At 63.4% G+C, this 15,932-nt stretch carries 13 protein-coding genes and 1 tRNA gene; 3 read left to right on the plus strand and 11 right to left on the minus strand.

Going from position 1 to position 15,932, the window contains the following annotated elements:
* Nucleotides 1-5: 5 nt before the first annotated feature.
* From queE to def, 11 genes are all read right to left on the minus strand, one after another.
* Nucleotides 6-638 (minus strand): 7-carboxy-7-deazaguanine synthase, encoded by a 633-nt coding sequence (queE, locus tag BLW71_RS15400; RefSeq protein WP_091797286.1) that lies wholly within the window; start codon nt 636-638, stop codon nt 6-8.
* A gap of 63 nt (nt 639-701) precedes the next feature.
* Nucleotides 702-1,436 carry a 7-cyano-7-deazaguanine synthase QueC gene (gene queC / locus BLW71_RS15405; RefSeq protein ID WP_091797289.1) on the minus strand — a complete coding sequence of 245 codons (735 nt, stop codon included), beginning with the start codon at nt 1,434-1,436 and terminating at the stop codon, nt 702-704.
* Between the two features lie 401 nt (nt 1,437-1,837).
* Nucleotides 1,838-1,913: transfer RNA gene (locus BLW71_RS15410), tRNA-Phe, on the minus strand.
* 116 nt (nt 1,914-2,029) lie between these two features.
* Nucleotides 2,030-2,719 (minus strand): response regulator transcription factor EsaR, encoded by a 690-nt coding sequence (esaR, locus tag BLW71_RS15415; RefSeq protein ID WP_091797292.1) that lies wholly within the window; start codon nt 2,717-2,719, stop codon nt 2,030-2,032.
* Nucleotides 2,720-5,134 (minus strand): sensor histidine kinase, encoded by a 2,415-nt coding sequence (locus BLW71_RS15420; protein ID WP_091797295.1) that lies wholly within the window; start codon nt 5,132-5,134, stop codon nt 2,720-2,722.
* Entirely contained in the window at nt 5,124-5,723 is a 600-nt protein-coding gene (locus tag BLW71_RS15425) for a DUF4390 domain-containing protein (RefSeq protein ID WP_091797298.1), read from the minus strand. The genes BLW71_RS15420 and BLW71_RS15425 overlap by 11 nt, the downstream gene beginning before the upstream one ends.
* Entirely contained in the window at nt 5,720-7,159 is a 1,440-nt protein-coding gene (rsmB, locus tag BLW71_RS15430) for a 16S rRNA (cytosine(967)-C(5))-methyltransferase RsmB (RefSeq protein ID WP_091797301.1), read from the minus strand. The genes BLW71_RS15425 and rsmB overlap by 4 nt, the downstream gene beginning before the upstream one ends.
* 513 nt (nt 7,160-7,672) lie before the next feature.
* The gene (gene htpX, locus BLW71_RS15435) at nt 7,673-8,530 is read right to left on the minus strand and encodes a zinc metalloprotease HtpX (RefSeq protein WP_091797303.1); all 858 of its coding nucleotides are present in this window, start codon (nt 8,528-8,530) and stop codon (nt 7,673-7,675) included.
* A gap of 105 nt (nt 8,531-8,635) precedes the next feature.
* The gene (locus tag BLW71_RS15440; RefSeq protein ID WP_091797306.1) at nt 8,636-9,277 is read right to left on the minus strand and encodes a LysE family translocator; all 642 of its coding nucleotides are present in this window, start codon (nt 9,275-9,277) and stop codon (nt 8,636-8,638) included.
* Between the two features lie 114 nt (nt 9,278-9,391).
* Nucleotides 9,392-10,378 carry a methionyl-tRNA formyltransferase gene (gene fmt / locus BLW71_RS15445; protein ID WP_091797309.1) on the minus strand — a complete coding sequence of 329 codons (987 nt, stop codon included), beginning with the start codon at nt 10,376-10,378 and terminating at the stop codon, nt 9,392-9,394.
* 31 nt (nt 10,379-10,409) lie between these two features.
* Complete coding sequence (gene def, locus BLW71_RS15450; protein ID WP_091797312.1) at nt 10,410-10,913, minus strand: peptide deformylase; 504 nt, start codon at nt 10,911-10,913, stop codon at nt 10,410-10,412.
* Nucleotides 10,914-11,157: 244 nt separating this feature from the next.
* On the opposite strand from def, the gene dprA reads away from it, so the two are divergent.
* The 3 genes from dprA (at nt 11,158) to BLW71_RS15465 (ending at nt 15,816) form a co-directional block, all read left to right on the plus strand.
* Nucleotides 11,158-12,423, plus strand: coding sequence for a DNA-processing protein DprA (gene dprA / locus BLW71_RS15455; RefSeq protein WP_091797315.1), 1,266 nt, complete (start codon nt 11,158-11,160; stop codon nt 12,421-12,423).
* A gap of 89 nt (nt 12,424-12,512) precedes the next feature.
* Nucleotides 12,513-12,890 carry a thioredoxin family protein gene (locus BLW71_RS15460; RefSeq protein ID WP_091797318.1) on the plus strand — a complete coding sequence of 126 codons (378 nt, stop codon included), beginning with the start codon at nt 12,513-12,515 and terminating at the stop codon, nt 12,888-12,890.
* Nucleotides 12,891-13,137: 247 nt separating this feature from the next.
* Complete coding sequence (locus BLW71_RS15465; RefSeq protein ID WP_091797321.1) at nt 13,138-15,816, plus strand: DNA topoisomerase III; 2,679 nt, start codon at nt 13,138-13,140, stop codon at nt 15,814-15,816.
* The last annotated feature ends 116 nt before the right edge of the window (nt 15,817-15,932 follow it).

Raw genomic sequence — 15,932 nt, forward strand, 5'->3', positions numbered from 1 at the left:
GCAAATCAGGGAATGTTCAGATACTTGTGGGTCTGCATCGACAGGCGCCATTGCGGATGGCGTTTGCACCAGTCGATCGCGAGCTTGGTGTTGATGTCGCGCGACGGACCGTCCATGGGCTGGACGAGGAAATACTCGAAGTCGAGCTTCGCATACTCGGACAAGCGCTGGTTGTCCTGCGGGATCACGACCTTCAGTTCGTTGCCTTTCGTCACGACGAGCGGCGCGTCGGCCTTCGGGCTCACGCAGATCCAGTCGATCGTCTCGAGCACCGGCAGCGAGCCGTTGGTTTCGATCGCGATTTCAAAGCCAGCGGCATGCAGCGCGTCGACCAGCGGCTGATCGATCTGCAGCATCGGTTCGCCGCCCGTGCACACGACGAAACGCTCGCCCTCGCCTTGCGGCCATTGCGACGCGATCATCTGTACCAGATCTTCCGCCGTGCGGTACTTGCCGCCGTTCTCACCGTCCGTGCCGACGAAATCGGTATCGCAGAATTGGCACACCGCTTCGGCACGATCTTCTTCGCGGCCCGACCACAGGTTGCAGCCGGCAAACCGGCAGAAGACAGCCGGACGCCCGGCATTCGCGCCCTCGCCCTGCAACGTGTAGAAGATTTCCTTGACCGCGTAAGTCATGCTGCTGTGTGCCCTATGTTCCTGAAAATGATTGCCTGAGGTGCGCTGTCCTGCCGAGCGTTATCAGACCGGCGCCTCGGTGACCTTCTCACCCGCCAGATAGGCTTCGTAGCCACGCTTGCGCAAGCGGCACGCCGGGCATTCGCCACAACCGAAGCCCCACGCATGCAATTCGGCGCGTTCGCCGACATAGCACGTATGCGTCTCGACGCGCACCAGCTCGACCAGTTCGTCGCCGCCGAGTTCGTGCGCGAGGCGCCACGTGTCGGCCTTGTCGAGCCACATCAACGGTGTTTCGAGCAGCGTGCGCGTGTCCATGCCGAGGTTCAGCGCGACCTGCAACGCCTTCATCGTGTCGTCGCGGCAATCGGGATAGCCTGAGAAATCCGTCTCGCACATGCCGCCCACCAGCACCTGCAGGCCACGCCGATACGCAATTGCCGCAGCGATGGTCATGAACATCAGATTGCGGCCCGGCACGAACGTGTTCGGCAAACCGTTCGCCGTGGCTTCGATCTCAATCTCGCGCGTCATGGCGGTGTCACTGATCGCGCCGAGCACCGACAGGTCGATCATATGATCGTCGCCGAGGCGCTCGGCCCACTGCGGAAATGCACGCGCGACAGCGTTGCGAAACCCCTCGCGGCATTCCAGTTCGACGCGGTGCCGCTGACCGTAATCGAAGCCCAGTGTCTCGACCGTTTCATAACGTTCGAGCGCCCAGGCGAGGCACGTGGCGGAATCCTGGCCGCCGGAAAACAGCACCAGAGCGCTACGTTTAGCGTCGTTGCGGATCACCGTGAAACTCCGTGAATGAAGAGTGCCACGTCGCGCTGCGCGAGGTGCGCCATGCAAGCAACGCGGCGCGACGCGTGCCGGCACTGCTGCCGGCCCAAAGCAGTATAGGCCGCGCCTTCCGCATGCAGAGTCGCTGGGCGCTTATACCGTTAATCGTCGGGCGAAGGGTTCGGTGCAGGTGGCGGCGTTGCCGCACAGCACGCAGGCGCTGCACTCACTGTGCAAGTCCTTGAACTGGCGCGATTTTATCATGCAGCGCCGAACACCGCCGAGTGCGTGCTGCCACGCGGCGCGCGCAAGCCGAAGCAGCGGACACGCGTGATGTCCTTCAAGCCCGTCACACATTAGGGGCGCAAAAAGGAAAAGCCCCAGGAATCTTGCGATTTCCTGGGGCTGAATCCTGGTGGCCTGGGACGGAATCGAACCATCGACACGCGGATTTTCAATCCGCTGCTCTACCAACTGAGCTACCGGGCCAACGAAGAACGAAATGATATCAAAGGGTCAACAGCAGGGCAAGCCCCTTCTCGAAAAAATCTGTGAAAGTGGGATCTGCGCGCAGAGCACGGGCTCACTTGCGCTCGTCACCAAGCTCACTCCCCCTTGTTTTTACCGAGATCGACACCGAGTTGCTTGAGCTTGCGATACAGGTGCGTGCGCTCCAAGCCGGTCTTCTCCGCCACGCGCGTCATGCTGCCGTTCTCACGCGCGAGGTGATATTCGAAGTACGCGCGCTCGAAGGCGTCGCGTGCGTCGCGCAGCGGAATATCGAACGAAATCGAGGCCGTTTGCGCCGCCAGCGCGCCGCTGCCGAGGCCGTCGGTGGAAAGCATCGGCAGTGACGCCGCCGAAGCCACTGCCGAAGCACTCACCGGCAACACCGGCTTGGCCGCCGCGCCGCCCGGCGCACTCGCCGCGTTACCACGCGCGAGGCCCTGCTCGACAGCCTTCAGCAGCTTTTGCAAAGCAATCGGCTTCTCGAGGAAATTGAGTGCACCGATCTTGGTTGCCTCAACGGCCGTATCGATCGTGGCGTGGCCGGACATCATGATCACCGGCATGGTCAGTTGTCCTTGCGCAGCCCATTCCTTGAGCAAGGTCACGCCGTCGGTGTCGGGCATCCAGATGTCGAGCAGCACCAGGTCGGGTGCCTGGCGCAAACGGAATTCGCGCGCTTCCTGCGCGTTTTCCGCGGCCTCCACGACATGCCCTTCGTCGCTCAGGATCTCCGAGAGCAATTCCCGGATGCCCATTTCATCATCTACCACCAGGATGGTTGCCATTTACGCTGCCCTTGTCTGCACTGTTGCTTTTGTCTTTCCATGCGACGCACTGCCGTGCGCCGGACGCGGCCCTGTTCCAGGTGTCGCGGCATCGTCTGCCAGTTGAAGGAAGAGGATCGAAATCTGCGCGCCCTCGATCACGTCGCCCGCTTTCATACGATTGCGGATGTCGATGCGCGCGCCGTGTTCGTCGACGATCTTCTTGACCATCGCAAGACCCAGGCCCGTACCTTTGGCCTTGGTCGTCACGTAAGGTTCGAATGCACGTGTGAGGATACGCGCGGGGAAGCCCGGTCCGTTGTCCGTCACGGTCAGACGCACCGCGACGTGGACTTTGCCTTCCGCGTCGGGGTCTCCGTATTCTACTGTCCTCGTCTCGAGCAATACACGCGGATGCTCGAGGTCCGCCACCGCATCCTGCGCGTTTTGCAGCAGGTTGTGAATCACCTGACGCAATTGCGTCGCGTCGCCACGAATCGCCGGCAGGGTGGCAAGCTCGACCTGGATCGCACCTTTGCCCTCTTCGATACCGTACAGCGTGAGCACTTCGCTGACCAGATCATTCAGTTGCAAATGCGCGAGCACCGCCGGCGGCGTGCGCGCGTAGTCGCGGAAATTGTCGACCATCTGCTTCATGGCGGCGACCTGGTTGACGATCGTGGTCGCGCCGCGCTTCAGCACATCCGCGTCGGATGGCGACAGCTTGTCGGCGAGCTTCATCTGCAAACGCTCGGCGGAAAGCTGGATCGGCGTGAGCGGATTCTTGATCTCGTGCGCGAGCCGCCGCGCGACCTCGCCCCATGCGATCGAACGCTGCGCGGAGATCACGTCCGAGATATCGTCGAATACGACGACATAGCCGGAGGTCTGCATGTCTTCCGCGTCGCGGTCCGTCGCCGAGACGAGCCGCGCGCCGCGCACGAGCAAGGTAAGCGGCTCGGTTTCGCCGGGCACCTGCACCGAAAACTGCTGCTGCCAGTGGCCGCGATCGTCGTGACCGTCGCCGCTCGCCGCTTCGCGATCGGCAAACGCCTTGCGGACCATGCCGCCGAATTCGCTCAGCACGCCGATCTGATCCAGCGCCGAACCCATCAATGCCTGGAACGGTTGACGGAAAATCCGCTCGGCGCCGCGATTCGCGGTGGTCAGTCTGAACTGACGGTCGAACACGAACACGCCCGCGGTCAGGTTAGCGAGAATGCTTTCCAGATACGCCTTCGAATGTTCGAGCGCAATGCGGTTGTTCTCGACCGCCGCGCGCGCTTCGGACAACTGCCGCGTCATGGCGTTGAACGACTGCGTGAGAAAGCCCAGTTCGTCGCGCGATTTGATTTCCCGCTTAGGCGTGTAATCGCCTTCCGTGATTTCCTTGGTGCCCTGCGCCAGCAGGAAGAGCGGCCGCGCAAGCTGATTGCCGAGTGCGAGCGCGAGCATCATCGCGATGAAGGTGGCGAGAAAGAGCGCGAGCGTGAGCGTGCCGATATACATCTTGCGCAGACCCGTGCGCCCAAGCGCCTTCTCCTGATACTCGCGATAGGCGCGCTGCACCGCGTCGGCGTTGCGCGCGAGCGTGGGCGACACCGGCTGCGTGAGTTGCAGGAAGCGTTCGGTGGGTTGCAGCAACGAGGCGTTCGAGTCGGGAATGCGCTGCACCACGCGCAGCCGTAGCACGCCTTTGCTGCCATGCGCATGAGGATCGCCGTCCACTTCGCCTTCGATCGCCGCGTAGCCGCGGCCGCGCGCCTGATCGATCATCAGCGGCGTGGGCAGATCGTTCGGCACGAGCGTCGCGTAGTTGCCGGATGCCTGCGCGACCACGTGCATATCGGGCGTCGCACCGGACATGCTGCGCGTGGGTTCGACGATCGTCGCATCCTGCACGCCGAACTGATCGCGCAGACGCAGCAGCGTGAGCGTGGTGCCGGCGGCGTCCGCGCTCGCCAACTGTTCCGACATCAACCGGCCCTTGGTCTGCAGATCGGACAGCGACGCGTCGAGCATGCCGCGCCCGAGATTCAGGCCGGACGTGAGCGCGGTTTCGACGTTCACATCGAACCACGACTCGATACTGCGCGACACGAACTGATACGACACGACGTAGATGATCCCGCCCGGCACCACGCCGACCAGCGCCATGAAGAACGCCAGTTTCGCCAATAGCCTTGTGCCGAACTTACCCTTTCGCAGCCGCGCGATGATGATGATGACGAGCGTCGCGACCACCAGCAAAAAGATCATCGCGACCGCGAGGTTGGCGGCGTAGAGCCACTGGTAATAGCGGTCGAAGAATTCGGTGTTCGCGCTGGCGGCCGCCAGCAGCACGAGCAGCAACACGGCCGTGACCGCGACCGTCGACACCAGCACGCGCACGACGATGCTGCTGACACTGGTGGCGGAGCGCACTTTATTTAGCACGTTCGGTCACCGTGAAGGTAAAACGCTTCCATTCGGACGCGAGGTTCCAGTCGCGATTGTTCACCGCGTCGATCTGGAACGGCTTGGGCATCAGCGCGATGTCGAGTTGCATGCGCACCGATGCGTTATACGTCTCGCCGGCGCGCACTTCATTGCGCTCGATGACGTGCCACGAGGTGACGTGCTTGATGACCGCGAGCGCATCCTTGAGCGTGGTGAAGCCGAGCTGCAAACCGCCGGAGGAGACGCTCGACACGCGATATTCGCGCGTGAGCGGCTGGAACGACAGGCGAATGCTTTGCGACACGCTGACCGGCTGCTCGTCGAACCAGTACCAGCGCGGCCGGCTCAATTCGAAGTCGGTCGTGAAATAGAGCGGGATGCCTTTATTGACCGCGTCTTCGAGATTGCTGTTCAGGTCGAAGTCGAAACGGGCGTCGAGGTTCCAGCCGGTGTTGTCGGCTTGCAGCGACGCACGCTGCACCGCGATCGAGTCAGCGTGCGCCGCGCCCGGCGCCGCGAGCCATAAGGCCAGCGCGATCCAGAGCACGGCTGCGAGCCGAAGCGGGAAGAAGCGTTTGATGGTCACCGTTTCTGGAAGCGCGCGTAGAAAAATCCGTCGTGGTCTGAGTTCGCGCCGGCGCTGTCTTCAGCGGGTTGTCCGGCATGGGAACCGGCCGATGTGTCGGCGGGCGCGCGAGCGACTGAAGGCAACAGTTGCCCCGGCGCGTCCAATCGTACCGCATCCTGATACTTGTTTCCAAACCACTGCGCCTGCAACTCGCCTTCTTCCGGAAAGATCGAACACGTAACGTAGAGCAACTCGCCGCCTGGTTTCACGAGCGGCCAAAGGGCATCGAGAATGCGGCGTTGCTCGGCGACGAGCGCAGGAATGTCGGACGCGCGGCGCAGCCAGCGAATGTCCGGATGACGCCGCACGATACCCGACGCCGAGCACGGCACGTCCGCGAGAATGCGGTCGAACGGCTGGTCGATATCGTCGTGCCACTTGGCGGGCGCGCCGGCGTCGCCGATCCGCACTTCCGCTTCGAGCTTCAGACGCTGCAGGTTTTCGCCGATGCGGCGCGCGCGCGACGCGTCGCTTTCGAGCGCGACGAGCTGAAGATTGGCGAGTTCGAGCAGATGTCCGGTCTTGCCGCCGGGAGCCGCGCAGGCGTCGAGCACGCGCATGCCGTCACGCACGCCGAGCAGTTGCGCGGCGAGTTGCGCGCCGGCATCCTGCACCGAGACCACACCGTCGTTAAACCCGGGAATGCGGTCGACCGGCATCGCCGTGGCGAGTTTGACCGCATAGTCTCCAGCCTTGCTCGCGACAATGTGATGGTTTTGCAGCACTTGCAGGTAGGCGTCGACCGTTGAACGACGCGCGTTCACGCGCAGCGTCAGCGGGCCTTGCGTGTTGCCGGCGGCCAGCACCGACTGCCATGCGTCGGGCCATGCGCGCTTCACCGCATCGATCCACCAGGCCGGGTAGTTCCAGCGCGCCACTTCATCGGCTTGCGCGGCGCTCAACAGCGCTTCGCGCTCGCGCAGAAAATTACGCAGTACGGCGTTGACAAGCCCCTTGGCAAAGGCGAACTCACGACGCGCGCCGATCGCGCTCACCGCCTGATCGACCACCGTGAACGGCGTATAGGCAGCGCTCGCTTCGTCGTCGACGAGCAAGGCCAGCGCGCACTCGAGCACATGGCCGACGTGCGGCGGCGGCGCCTTTTTCACCAGCTTCGCGATCAGCCACTCGACGGTCGCGAGACGCCGCATGGTGCGGTACGCGATGTCCTGCACCGCTCCGCGCGCGGCGGCGGTGCTGCCCTCAGGCGCGGACACGAAGACCGACTGCAGCGCGGCCGGCAACGCTGAGCCGAGACGCACGGCGCCGACGGCCTGGCCCGCGCAGTCGAGCGCGAAACCGAGCGATTCGGGCGCGAGATGCAGCATCGACAATCGGGATTCGCGCGGACGCGCCGGTGAGGAAGCAGTACGCGAAGAAGGCTTTGTGGTCATGAAGAAGGCTAAGGCGGGCCGCGCGGAACGCGCGACGCAATCAACACACATTGTAGCGTGGCGCGAAGCGCGGGCCGCCGCGGCCGGCCGATAGTGGATGGAGTGGGGGTTTGCACATGCACGGCGTGCTGGAATAGAGGGACCTGCGGCGCGGGGTCTGCGGTGAGGTGAGGTGAGGTGAGGTGAGGTGAGGTGAGGTGAGGTGAGGTGAGGTGAGGTGAGGTGAGGTGCGGTGCGGTGCGGTGAGGTGCGGTGCGGTGAGGTGCGGTGCGGTGCGGTGCGGTGCGGTGAGGTGAGGTGAGGTGAGGTGAGGTGCGGTGAGGTGAGGTGAGGTGAGGTGCGGTGCGGTGCGGTGAAGAGGCGTGCGAACCGTCTACGGCCGCGAAGGCGATTGATGGGCGCTTCATCGGCCAGTGGCCACACGCCACCGCTGCTCCGCAAACCTGCCATTGGAACAAAAAAGGCGAGCCCGCAGACTCGCCTTTCTTTATTGCGCCCAAGCGCCGCGCGGCGTTATTCGAAGCGCCCCGTGCGCGCCATTTCCATCAACCGCGCGACGCGCTCCTCGGTAGCCGGGTGCGTGGAAAACAGATTCGCGATACCGCCGCCCGACAACGGATTCATGATCATCATTTGCGCGGTGGCCGGATGCTGCTCGGCGGTGGGAAACGGAATCCCGCTCGCGTAACGATGGATCTTGTCGAGCGCCGAAGCGAGCGCTTGCGGGTCGCCGGAAATCTGCGCGCCGCCACGGTCGGCTTCGAACTCACGCGCACGCGAAATCGCCATCTGAATCAGCGCGCCGGCGATCGGCGCGAGCAGCGCGACGGCAATGCCCGCGATCGGATTCGTGGGCCGGCCGTTTTCGTCGCGGCTGCCGAAGAACATCGCGAAGTTCGCCAGCGCGGAAATGGCGCCCGCCATGGTGGCCGAGATGGTCGAAATCAGAATGTCGCGATGCTTCACGTGCGCGAGCTCGTGCGCCATGACGCCGCGCATTTCGCGCTCGGACAACACGCGCAGAATGCCCGTGGTGGCAGCAACCGCCGCGTGCTCCGGATTGCGGCCGGTGGCAAACGCGTTCGGCGCGTCTTCATTGATCAGGTAGACGCGCGGCATGGGCAGGCCTGCACGCGTCGAAAGCTCGCGCACCATGCGATAGAACTGCGGCGCACTGGTTTCGTCGACTTCCTGCGCGTTGTACATGCGCAGCACCATCTTGTCCGAGAACCAGTACGAAAAGAAATTCATCCCAAGGGCGATCACGAGCGCGATCGTCATGCCGCGCGACCCGCCGATCATCCCGCCGATCACGATGAAAAGGGCCGTGATCGCGGCCATCAACATCGCGGTTTTGACCCAATTGAACATGTCTGCAACTCCTTGCCCCTGACGCGGGGTTCATATCTGCACCGCGACATCGCGGCGCCCGATTGTAAGCGAACTGTTAGATATGGGCGCGCAAGGAAAATTCAATCATCTTGATGCGGTGGCGAGTTTGATACCCAAACCAACAAAAGCGCTGCCGACGCCCCGATCCAGCCACTGCCTCACCAACGGCTGCCCGGAGAAACGCCGCGTCACGCTGCCCGCGACCCACGCGACAAAGCTGTTCCAGACCATGCTCATCACGACGAACACCGCGCCCAGCGTGAGGAAGGCGAGCGCTTTGTGGTCGCTGCCGGCCGTCACGAATTGCGGGAAGAACGATACGAAGAACAGCACCACCTTGGGGTTCAGCACGTTGGTCCAGAAGCCTTGCAGGAAAAGCTGCCGCAGCGACTTGGGCGCACCGACCGCGCGCGCTTCGCCCGCTGCCTGGTCGGCGGCCGGTTTGGCGAATATGAGGCGCACGCCAAGATAAATCAGATAAATAGCGCCGACAAACTTGATGACGGTAAATGCGGTGGCCGACGCGGCCAGCACTGCGGTCAAGCCGAACGCGCAGGCCAGCGAGTGAACGCAGCAACCCGCCGAGATGCCGAGCGCCGACATGAGCCCCGCGCCGCGGCCTTGGGCGACGCTGCGCCCAACGATATACGCCGTGTCGGGACCGGGCGTCACGTTCAGGAGAAAGACCGCGACAACGAAAAACTCGAAATGGGTGATGCCAAACATGGGAATCCTTGAAATCCAGGCTATTGCATGGAGGATTCTAACGCGCGGCAGGATCGTCTAGCGGGGTCTTGAACATCGGCCGAACGGACGATGTTCAAGTCATGCGCAACGGTGTTACTTTGCTTCGGGAAGTTGAAAGCGTTGTCCCACAGCCAGCGTCGAGCCGGCCAGGAATTCGCGCACCGGCAGGCGTTTGCCGCCGGGTTTTTGCAGTTGCGTGAGGCGCAACGCGCCTTCGCCACACGCCACAACCACGCCTTCGGCAGAGATGTCGGCGATCGTGCCGGGTGCGCCGTTGGTTTTCGCATCAATGGGAACCGCGGCCCAGATCTTGATCGACGTGCCGTCTTCCAGCGTGCCGACGCCGCCGGGGAACGGGTCGAACGCCCGCACCTGGCGCGCGAGCACGGCCGCCGGGCGGCGCCAGTCGAGCGCGGCTTCGTGCTTGCCGATCTTTTCCGCGTAGGTGACGCCGTCCGCCGGTTGCGGCGTCGAGGCCAGCTTGCCGGTCCGCTCCAGTTCGACCAGCGCCTCGACGATCAGCTTCGCGCCGTCTTGCGCGAGCCGGTCGTGCAATGTGGCCGTGGTGTCGTCGCCGGAAATTGCCGTGCGCGCTTCGGAGATCATCGCGCCGGTGTCGAGGCCAACGTCCATCTGCATCAGCGTGATGCCGGTTTCGGCGTCGCCCGCTTCGATCGAGCGATGAATCGGCGCCGCGCCGCGCCAGCGCGGCAACAACGAGGCGTGAATGTTGATGCAGCCGAGCGGCGGGATATCGAGCACTTCCTGCGGCAGGATCAGCCCATACGCGGCCACCACCATGACATCGTGCGGCGTGGCGCGCAGTTGCTCGATCGCGGCGGCGGCTTCAGTAGGATATTTGCCGGCGCGACGCAGCGACGGCGGCTGGGCAACGGCGAGCCCATGCTCCTGCGCATAGCGCTTGACCGGACTCGCCTGCAACTTCATGCCGCGGCCGGCGGGCCGGTCCGGCTGAGTCAGCACGAGCGGCACCACGAACCCGGCGCTGTGGATCGCGGCCAGCGCGGCCGCGGCGAACTCCGGCGTACCGGCAAAGATGACGCGCAACGAATGACTCATGAATGGGGGCGGTAGGCGAGGTGAACGCGCATTACATGGCGTGGGCGAGCTTCTTCATCTTGCTCTTGATGCGCGTCTGCTTCAGCGACGACAGATACTCGACGAACACGCGGCCCATCAGATGATCCATTTCGTGCTGGATGCACACCGCGAGCAGGCCTTCGCAGTCCATTTCGAAAGTCTCGCCCTTCTCGTTGAGCGCCCGGACGCGCACTTTCTCCGCGCGCTCGACATTGTCGTAAATGCCCGGCACCGAGAGACAACCCTCTTCCGAGAGCTTCTTTTCGTCGCTCGACCAGATGATTTCCGGATTGATGAAGGCGAGCAGTTCGTTGTGGTCGTCCGATACGTCGATCACGATCACGCGTTCATGCACGTCCACCTGGGTTGCAGCGAGGCCGACGCCGGGCGCCGCGTACATGGTCTCGGCCATGTCCTTGACGAGGCGGCGGATGCGGTCGTTGACCGCTTCGACCGGCTTGGCAATCTTGTGCAGCCGCTTGTCCGGGTAATTGAGGATGTTCAGTAAAGCCATGATTTCGAGTGTGATTTTCAGGCGCCGCTGACCGGTGGAAGGCTCGCGTTGGCCATTCGGCCAGGTTGTGGGCTTATCGCGTTACGCAGAGGATAGATGGTGTCGAACCGGTTCGATTCAACGCGCCACATGCGCTAAACGACGAGCCCGCGCGGGTGGGCGCGGCGCTGCGGTTATTTCGGATGATGAAAATTTTAGCATGGCGCCCGCCTGCCCGCTGGCCCAGCAAGAGGATCGACACGCAATGCACACCTTGCCTGCAACCGACATTGAACTCGCCGCGTGGCTGCGGCTTTCGCTCGCGCCGGGCCTGAAACCCGCGGCGCTACGCCTGCTGCTAAGCGCTTTTGGCCTGCCTGAAGCGATTCTCGATCAAGCGCCCGAGGCGCTCGCCGCGATTGCCGGCGAGGCCGCGGCGCGCGCGGCGCTGGCCCCGACGGGCTGCGATTTCGACGCCCGGCTCGACGCGGTGATCGCGTGGCGTGAGCAACCCGGCAATCAGATCGTGACTCTCGACGACCCCGCTTACCCGCCGGCGCTGCTGACCATGCCCGATCCGCCGCCTCTTCTATATATAAAGGGTCGGCTGAATCTGCTGCACACGCGAGCAGTCGCCCTCGTGGGCAGCCGCAGCGCCACACCGCAAGGTGTCGAAGACGCCGAGCGTTTCGCACGGGAGCTTTCAGTAGCCGGCGTTACCGTCGTCTCGGGGCTCGCGCTCGGTATCGACGGCGCCGCGCATCGCGGTGGACTTGCAGGCGTCGGCGGCACCGTCGCCGTGATCGGCACCGGCGCGGATCTAGTGTACCCGGCGGCGCACCACGCACTGGCGCGGCAGATCGCCGTGCAGGGCGCGATCCTCTCCGAATGGCCGCTCGGCACGCCCGCGCGCGCCGCCAATTTCCCGCAGCGCAATCGGCTGATCGCCGGGCTCGTCAGCGGCGTGGTGATCGTCGAAGCGGCAATGCGTTCAGGTTCGCTGATCACCGCGCGGCTCGCGAATGAAATGGGCCGCGATATTTTCGCGCTGCCAGGCTCGATTCACGCGCCGCTGTCGCGCGGGTGTCATCGGATCATCAAGCAGGGCGCGAAGCTTGTGGAAACGCCGGATGAGGTGCTGGAGGAACTGGGCTTCGCGCGGCGGGCCGCCCCGCGGCCGCCTTCCAGCGCGGCGCATGCCGTTCTTTCGAGCGACGCCAGCTCGACGAATACGCGAGCGCTCAGCGGCGCGACAATCAGCCGGCCGAGCTCGGCGCCGCGGCCGACGGCAGGAGTGTCCGCGGCCGACCCGGTAACCGCAAGCCACGCCGCATCGCCCCGCCCACCGCTCGATCCCGAAGCCGAACACCTCCTCGCCGCACTCGGCCACTCACCCACCACGCTTGAAATTCTCGCTACCCGCACCGAGATGGAAGACGCGGCTCTGCAAAGCCACTTGCTGCAGCTCGAACTCGCTGGCCAGGTGACTGCACTGCCCGGCGGCCGCTTCATGCGGGCGAGCCACGGCTGACCCCGCATTGATCAGCTTCAACGACCATTCGGGATCGGCCATGCTACATTCGCGCCAAAGCACCTGACAAAAGTACGTAAGGAACCACCATGCCCGCGCTGAACCTCGACACCGACCAAGACCGGATCGCCGAGCGCGTCAACGAACCCGACACGCTGTTCGTTGCCTGCCTGTGCGCGGAATGGTGCGGGACCTGCCGCGAGTATCGGGACGCTTTCGACAAACTGGCGGACCGGCACCCGGAAATCTGCTTCGCATGGATCGACATCGAAACCCATGCGGACCGCTTCGACGATCTGGATGTGGAGAATTTTCCGACCATACTGATCGAAGATTCGGTTACGACGCGGTTTTTCGGCACGGTTCTGCCGCAGGCGGCGATTGTGGAACGGATGTTGTCTGATCTGACGGCGGTGCCCGGCGTCAGCGGCGCGCCCAAGCTTCGGCCGGCGCTGGCTGCAGCCTGACTCGGGCGGCCGGCTTGCGGGCCCACCAGCTCGGGCGTTGCGAGTGGTGCACAGGGCATTTGCCGCAACTTGCCCAATGGCTGAGCGCGCAATTATGATGGCGCGCTTTATGGCACTTGACACGCCGCCTTCGCGCCGTGTGCTATAAAGCGGTCGTTAATGGGTCGCAAAGGTCGCAAACGAGGGTCGCGCTAGCAAAAGCGCACTCACGGCCATCAACCCTGATCTACCAACCTCACATCGAGTCATGTCCAAAGCACTGATCATCGCCGAAAAGCCTTCCGTCGCGAACGACATCGCGCGCGCTTTGGGCGGCTTTACCAAGCATGACGAATACTACGAAAGCGACGAATACGTCCTTTCCTCGGCAGTCGGCCACCTGCTGGAAATTGCCGCGCCCGAAGACTATGAAGTCAAGCGCGGCAAGTGGAGTTTCGCCAACCTGCCCGTCATTCCGCCGCATTTCGATCTCAATCCGATCGCCAAGAGCGAGTCGCGCCTGAAGGTGCTGACCAAGCTGCTCAAGCGCAAAGATATCGACCGTCTGATCAACGCATGTGACGCGGGGCGCGAGGGCGAGCTGATTTTCCGCCTGATCGCGCAACACGCGAAGGCCAAGCAGCCGGTGCAGCGCCTGTGGCTGCAATCCATGACGGCGGGCTCGATCCGCGACGGCTTCGCCCGTCTGCGTAGCGACGAAGAGATGCAGCCGCTCGCCGATGCGGCGCGCTGCCGCTCGGAGGCGGACTGGCTGGTCGGCATCAACGGCACGCGGGCCATGACCGCGTTCAACAGCAAGGGCGGCGGCTTCTTCCTGACCACGGTCGGGCGGGTGCAAACGCCGACGCTGTCGATCGTGGTCGAGCGCGAAGAGAAAATTCGCCGCTTCGTCCCGCGCGACTATTGGGAAGTGAAGGCGGAATTCGTCTGCGCGGCCGGCTTCTACGAAGGCCGCTGGTTCGATCCGAAATTCAAGCGCGACGAGTTCGATCCGGAAAAACGCGATTCGCGTCTGTGGGCGCTGCCCGCGGCCGAGACGATCGTCGCCGCCTGCCGCGGCCAGATCGGCACGGTGACCGAGGAATCGAAGCCGTCCACGCAACTGTCGCCGGCGCTCTTCGACCTGACCAGCTTGCAGCGTGAAGCCAACGGCCGCTTCGGCTTCTCGGCGAAGAACACCTTGGGCCTCGCCCAGGCGCTGTACGAAAAGCACAAGGTGCTGACCTATCCCCGTACCGACGCGCGCGCGCTGCCGGAAGACTATATGGATACGGTCAAAGAGACGCTCGGCATGCTCAAGGAGAGCAACAACTATCTGCCGTTCGCCAAGCAGGTGCTCGACAAGGGCTGGGTAAAGCCGAACAAGCGCATCTTCGACAATTCGAAGATCAGCGACCACTTTGCAATCATCCCAACGCTGCAAGCGCCGAAAAATCTGTCCGAGCCGGAACAGAAGCTCTACGACCTCGTCGTGAAGCGCTTCCTGTCGGTGTTCTTCCCGGCCGCCGAATATCGGGTGACGACGCGGATCACCGAAGTGGTCGGCCATCACTTCAAGACTGAAGGCAAGGTGCTGGTCGAACCGGGCTGGTTGCAGGTCTATGGCCGCGAAATCAGCGGCGAAGACGCGAACCTCGTGCCGGTGCAGAAGGACGAGAAGGTCAAGACGGACAAGATCGCCGCCCAGCAGTTGGTGACGAAACCGCCCGCACGCTACAACGAAGCCACCCTGCTGTCGGCCATGGAAGGCGCGGGCAAGCTCGTCGAAGACGACGAGCTGCGCGAAGCCATGGCGGCCAAAGGTCTCGGCACGCCGGCCACGCGTGCGGCGATCATTGAAGGTTTGCTGGGTGAAAAGTATCTGATTCGCGAAGGCCGCGATCTGATTCCGACCGCCAAGGCTTTCCAGCTCATGACGCTGTTGCGCGGCCTCGGCGTAAAGGAACTGACCGCGCCGGAACTGACTGGCGAGTGGGAATACAAGCTCTCGCAAATGGAGCGCGGCAACTTGCCGCGCGACGCGTTCATGCAGGAAATCGCTCGCATGACGCAGACCATCGTGAAGCGCGCGAAAGAGTACGATTCCGACACGATCCCCGGCGATTACGCGACGTTGGAAACGCCGTGTCCGAATTGCGGCGGCCAGGTGAAGGAAAACTACCGGCGCTTTGCGTGCTCGAAGTGCGAGTTTTCAATTTCGAAGATCCCGGGCGGACGTCAGTTCGAAATTCCGGAAGTCGAAGAGTTGCTGCAAAACAAGACGATCGGACCGCTGTCGGGTTTCCGCAGCAAGATGGGCCGGCCGTTCTCGGCGATCCTGAAACTCTCGTTCGACGATGAGATCAAGAACTTCAAGCTCGAATTCGACTTCGGCCAGGATGCCGGCGGTGAAGACGGCGAACCGCCCGACTTCTCCGAGCAGCAGCCGGTCGGCGCGTGCCCGAAGTGCAAGGGCCGCGTGTTCGAGCACGGCATGAGCTACGTCTGCGAAAACTCGGTCGCCAATCCGAAGACTTGCGACTTCCGCTCCGGCAAGGTGATCCTGCAGCAGGAAATTGCCCGCGAACAGATGTCCAAGCTACTCGAAGAAGGCCGCACTGACCTGCTGACCAACTTCAAGTCGTCACGTACCGGCCGGAACTTCAAGGCATTCCTAGTCAAGCAGAACGACGGCAAGATCGGCTTCGAGTTCGAGAAGAAGGAGCCGTCGGCGAAAACTGCAGCGAAGACCGCGGCGGCCAAGTCGGCTGCCAAGGCAGCGGCGGATTCGGTGGATTCGGAGTCTGAGGACGGTGACGCACCGGTCGCGGTCAAGGCCACGCCGGCAGCCAAAAAGGTGGCGGCTAAGAAGGCACCCGCAACCAAGACCGCAGCAGCCAAAAAAGCGCCCGCGAGGAAAACGGCGGCACGCAAAACCGGCTCGTAAGTGGACCGGCGGCCGGAGCGAGATTCATCTCCGGCCGGCTTCATTCGAGGCCACCATAAGAAAAGGCGCGATCACTTGTGTGATCGCGCCTTTTTGTTGCTTCTCCGGAAAACGCC

Origin of the sequence: Burkholderia sp. WP9 (assembly GCF_900104795.1) — a bacterium.
In the GTDB taxonomy this organism is placed as follows: domain Bacteria; phylum Pseudomonadota; class Gammaproteobacteria; order Burkholderiales; family Burkholderiaceae; genus Paraburkholderia.

What these genes read in the sequence shown, in the direction of transcription:
- BLW71_RS15440 (WP_091797306.1), bottom strand. Translation starts at nt 9,277, where the DNA reads ATGTTTGGCATCACCCATTTCGAGTTTTTCGTTGTCGCGGTCTTTCTC.
- queE (WP_091797286.1), bottom strand. Translation starts at nt 638, where the DNA reads ATGACTTACGCGGTCAAGGAAATCTTCTACACGTTGCAGGGCGAGGGC.
- htpX (WP_091797303.1), bottom strand. Translation starts at nt 8,530, where the DNA reads ATGTTCAATTGGGTCAAAACCGCGATGTTGATGGCCGCGATCACGGCC.
- rsmB (WP_091797301.1), bottom strand. Translation starts at nt 7,159, where the DNA reads ATGACCACAAAGCCTTCTTCGCGTACTGCTTCCTCACCGGCGCGTCCG.
- fmt (WP_091797309.1), bottom strand. Translation starts at nt 10,378, where the DNA reads ATGAGTCATTCGTTGCGCGTCATCTTTGCCGGTACGCCGGAGTTCGCC.
- dprA (WP_091797315.1), top strand. Translation starts at nt 11,158, where the DNA reads ATGCACACCTTGCCTGCAACCGACATTGAACTCGCCGCGTGGCTGCGG.
- def (WP_091797312.1), bottom strand. Translation starts at nt 10,913, where the DNA reads ATGGCTTTACTGAACATCCTCAATTACCCGGACAAGCGGCTGCACAAG.
- esaR (WP_091797292.1), bottom strand. Translation starts at nt 2,719, where the DNA reads ATGGCAACCATCCTGGTGGTAGATGATGAAATGGGCATCCGGGAATTG.
- BLW71_RS15460 (WP_091797318.1), top strand. Translation starts at nt 12,513, where the DNA reads ATGCCCGCGCTGAACCTCGACACCGACCAAGACCGGATCGCCGAGCGC.
- BLW71_RS15465 (WP_091797321.1), top strand. Translation starts at nt 13,138, where the DNA reads ATGTCCAAAGCACTGATCATCGCCGAAAAGCCTTCCGTCGCGAACGAC.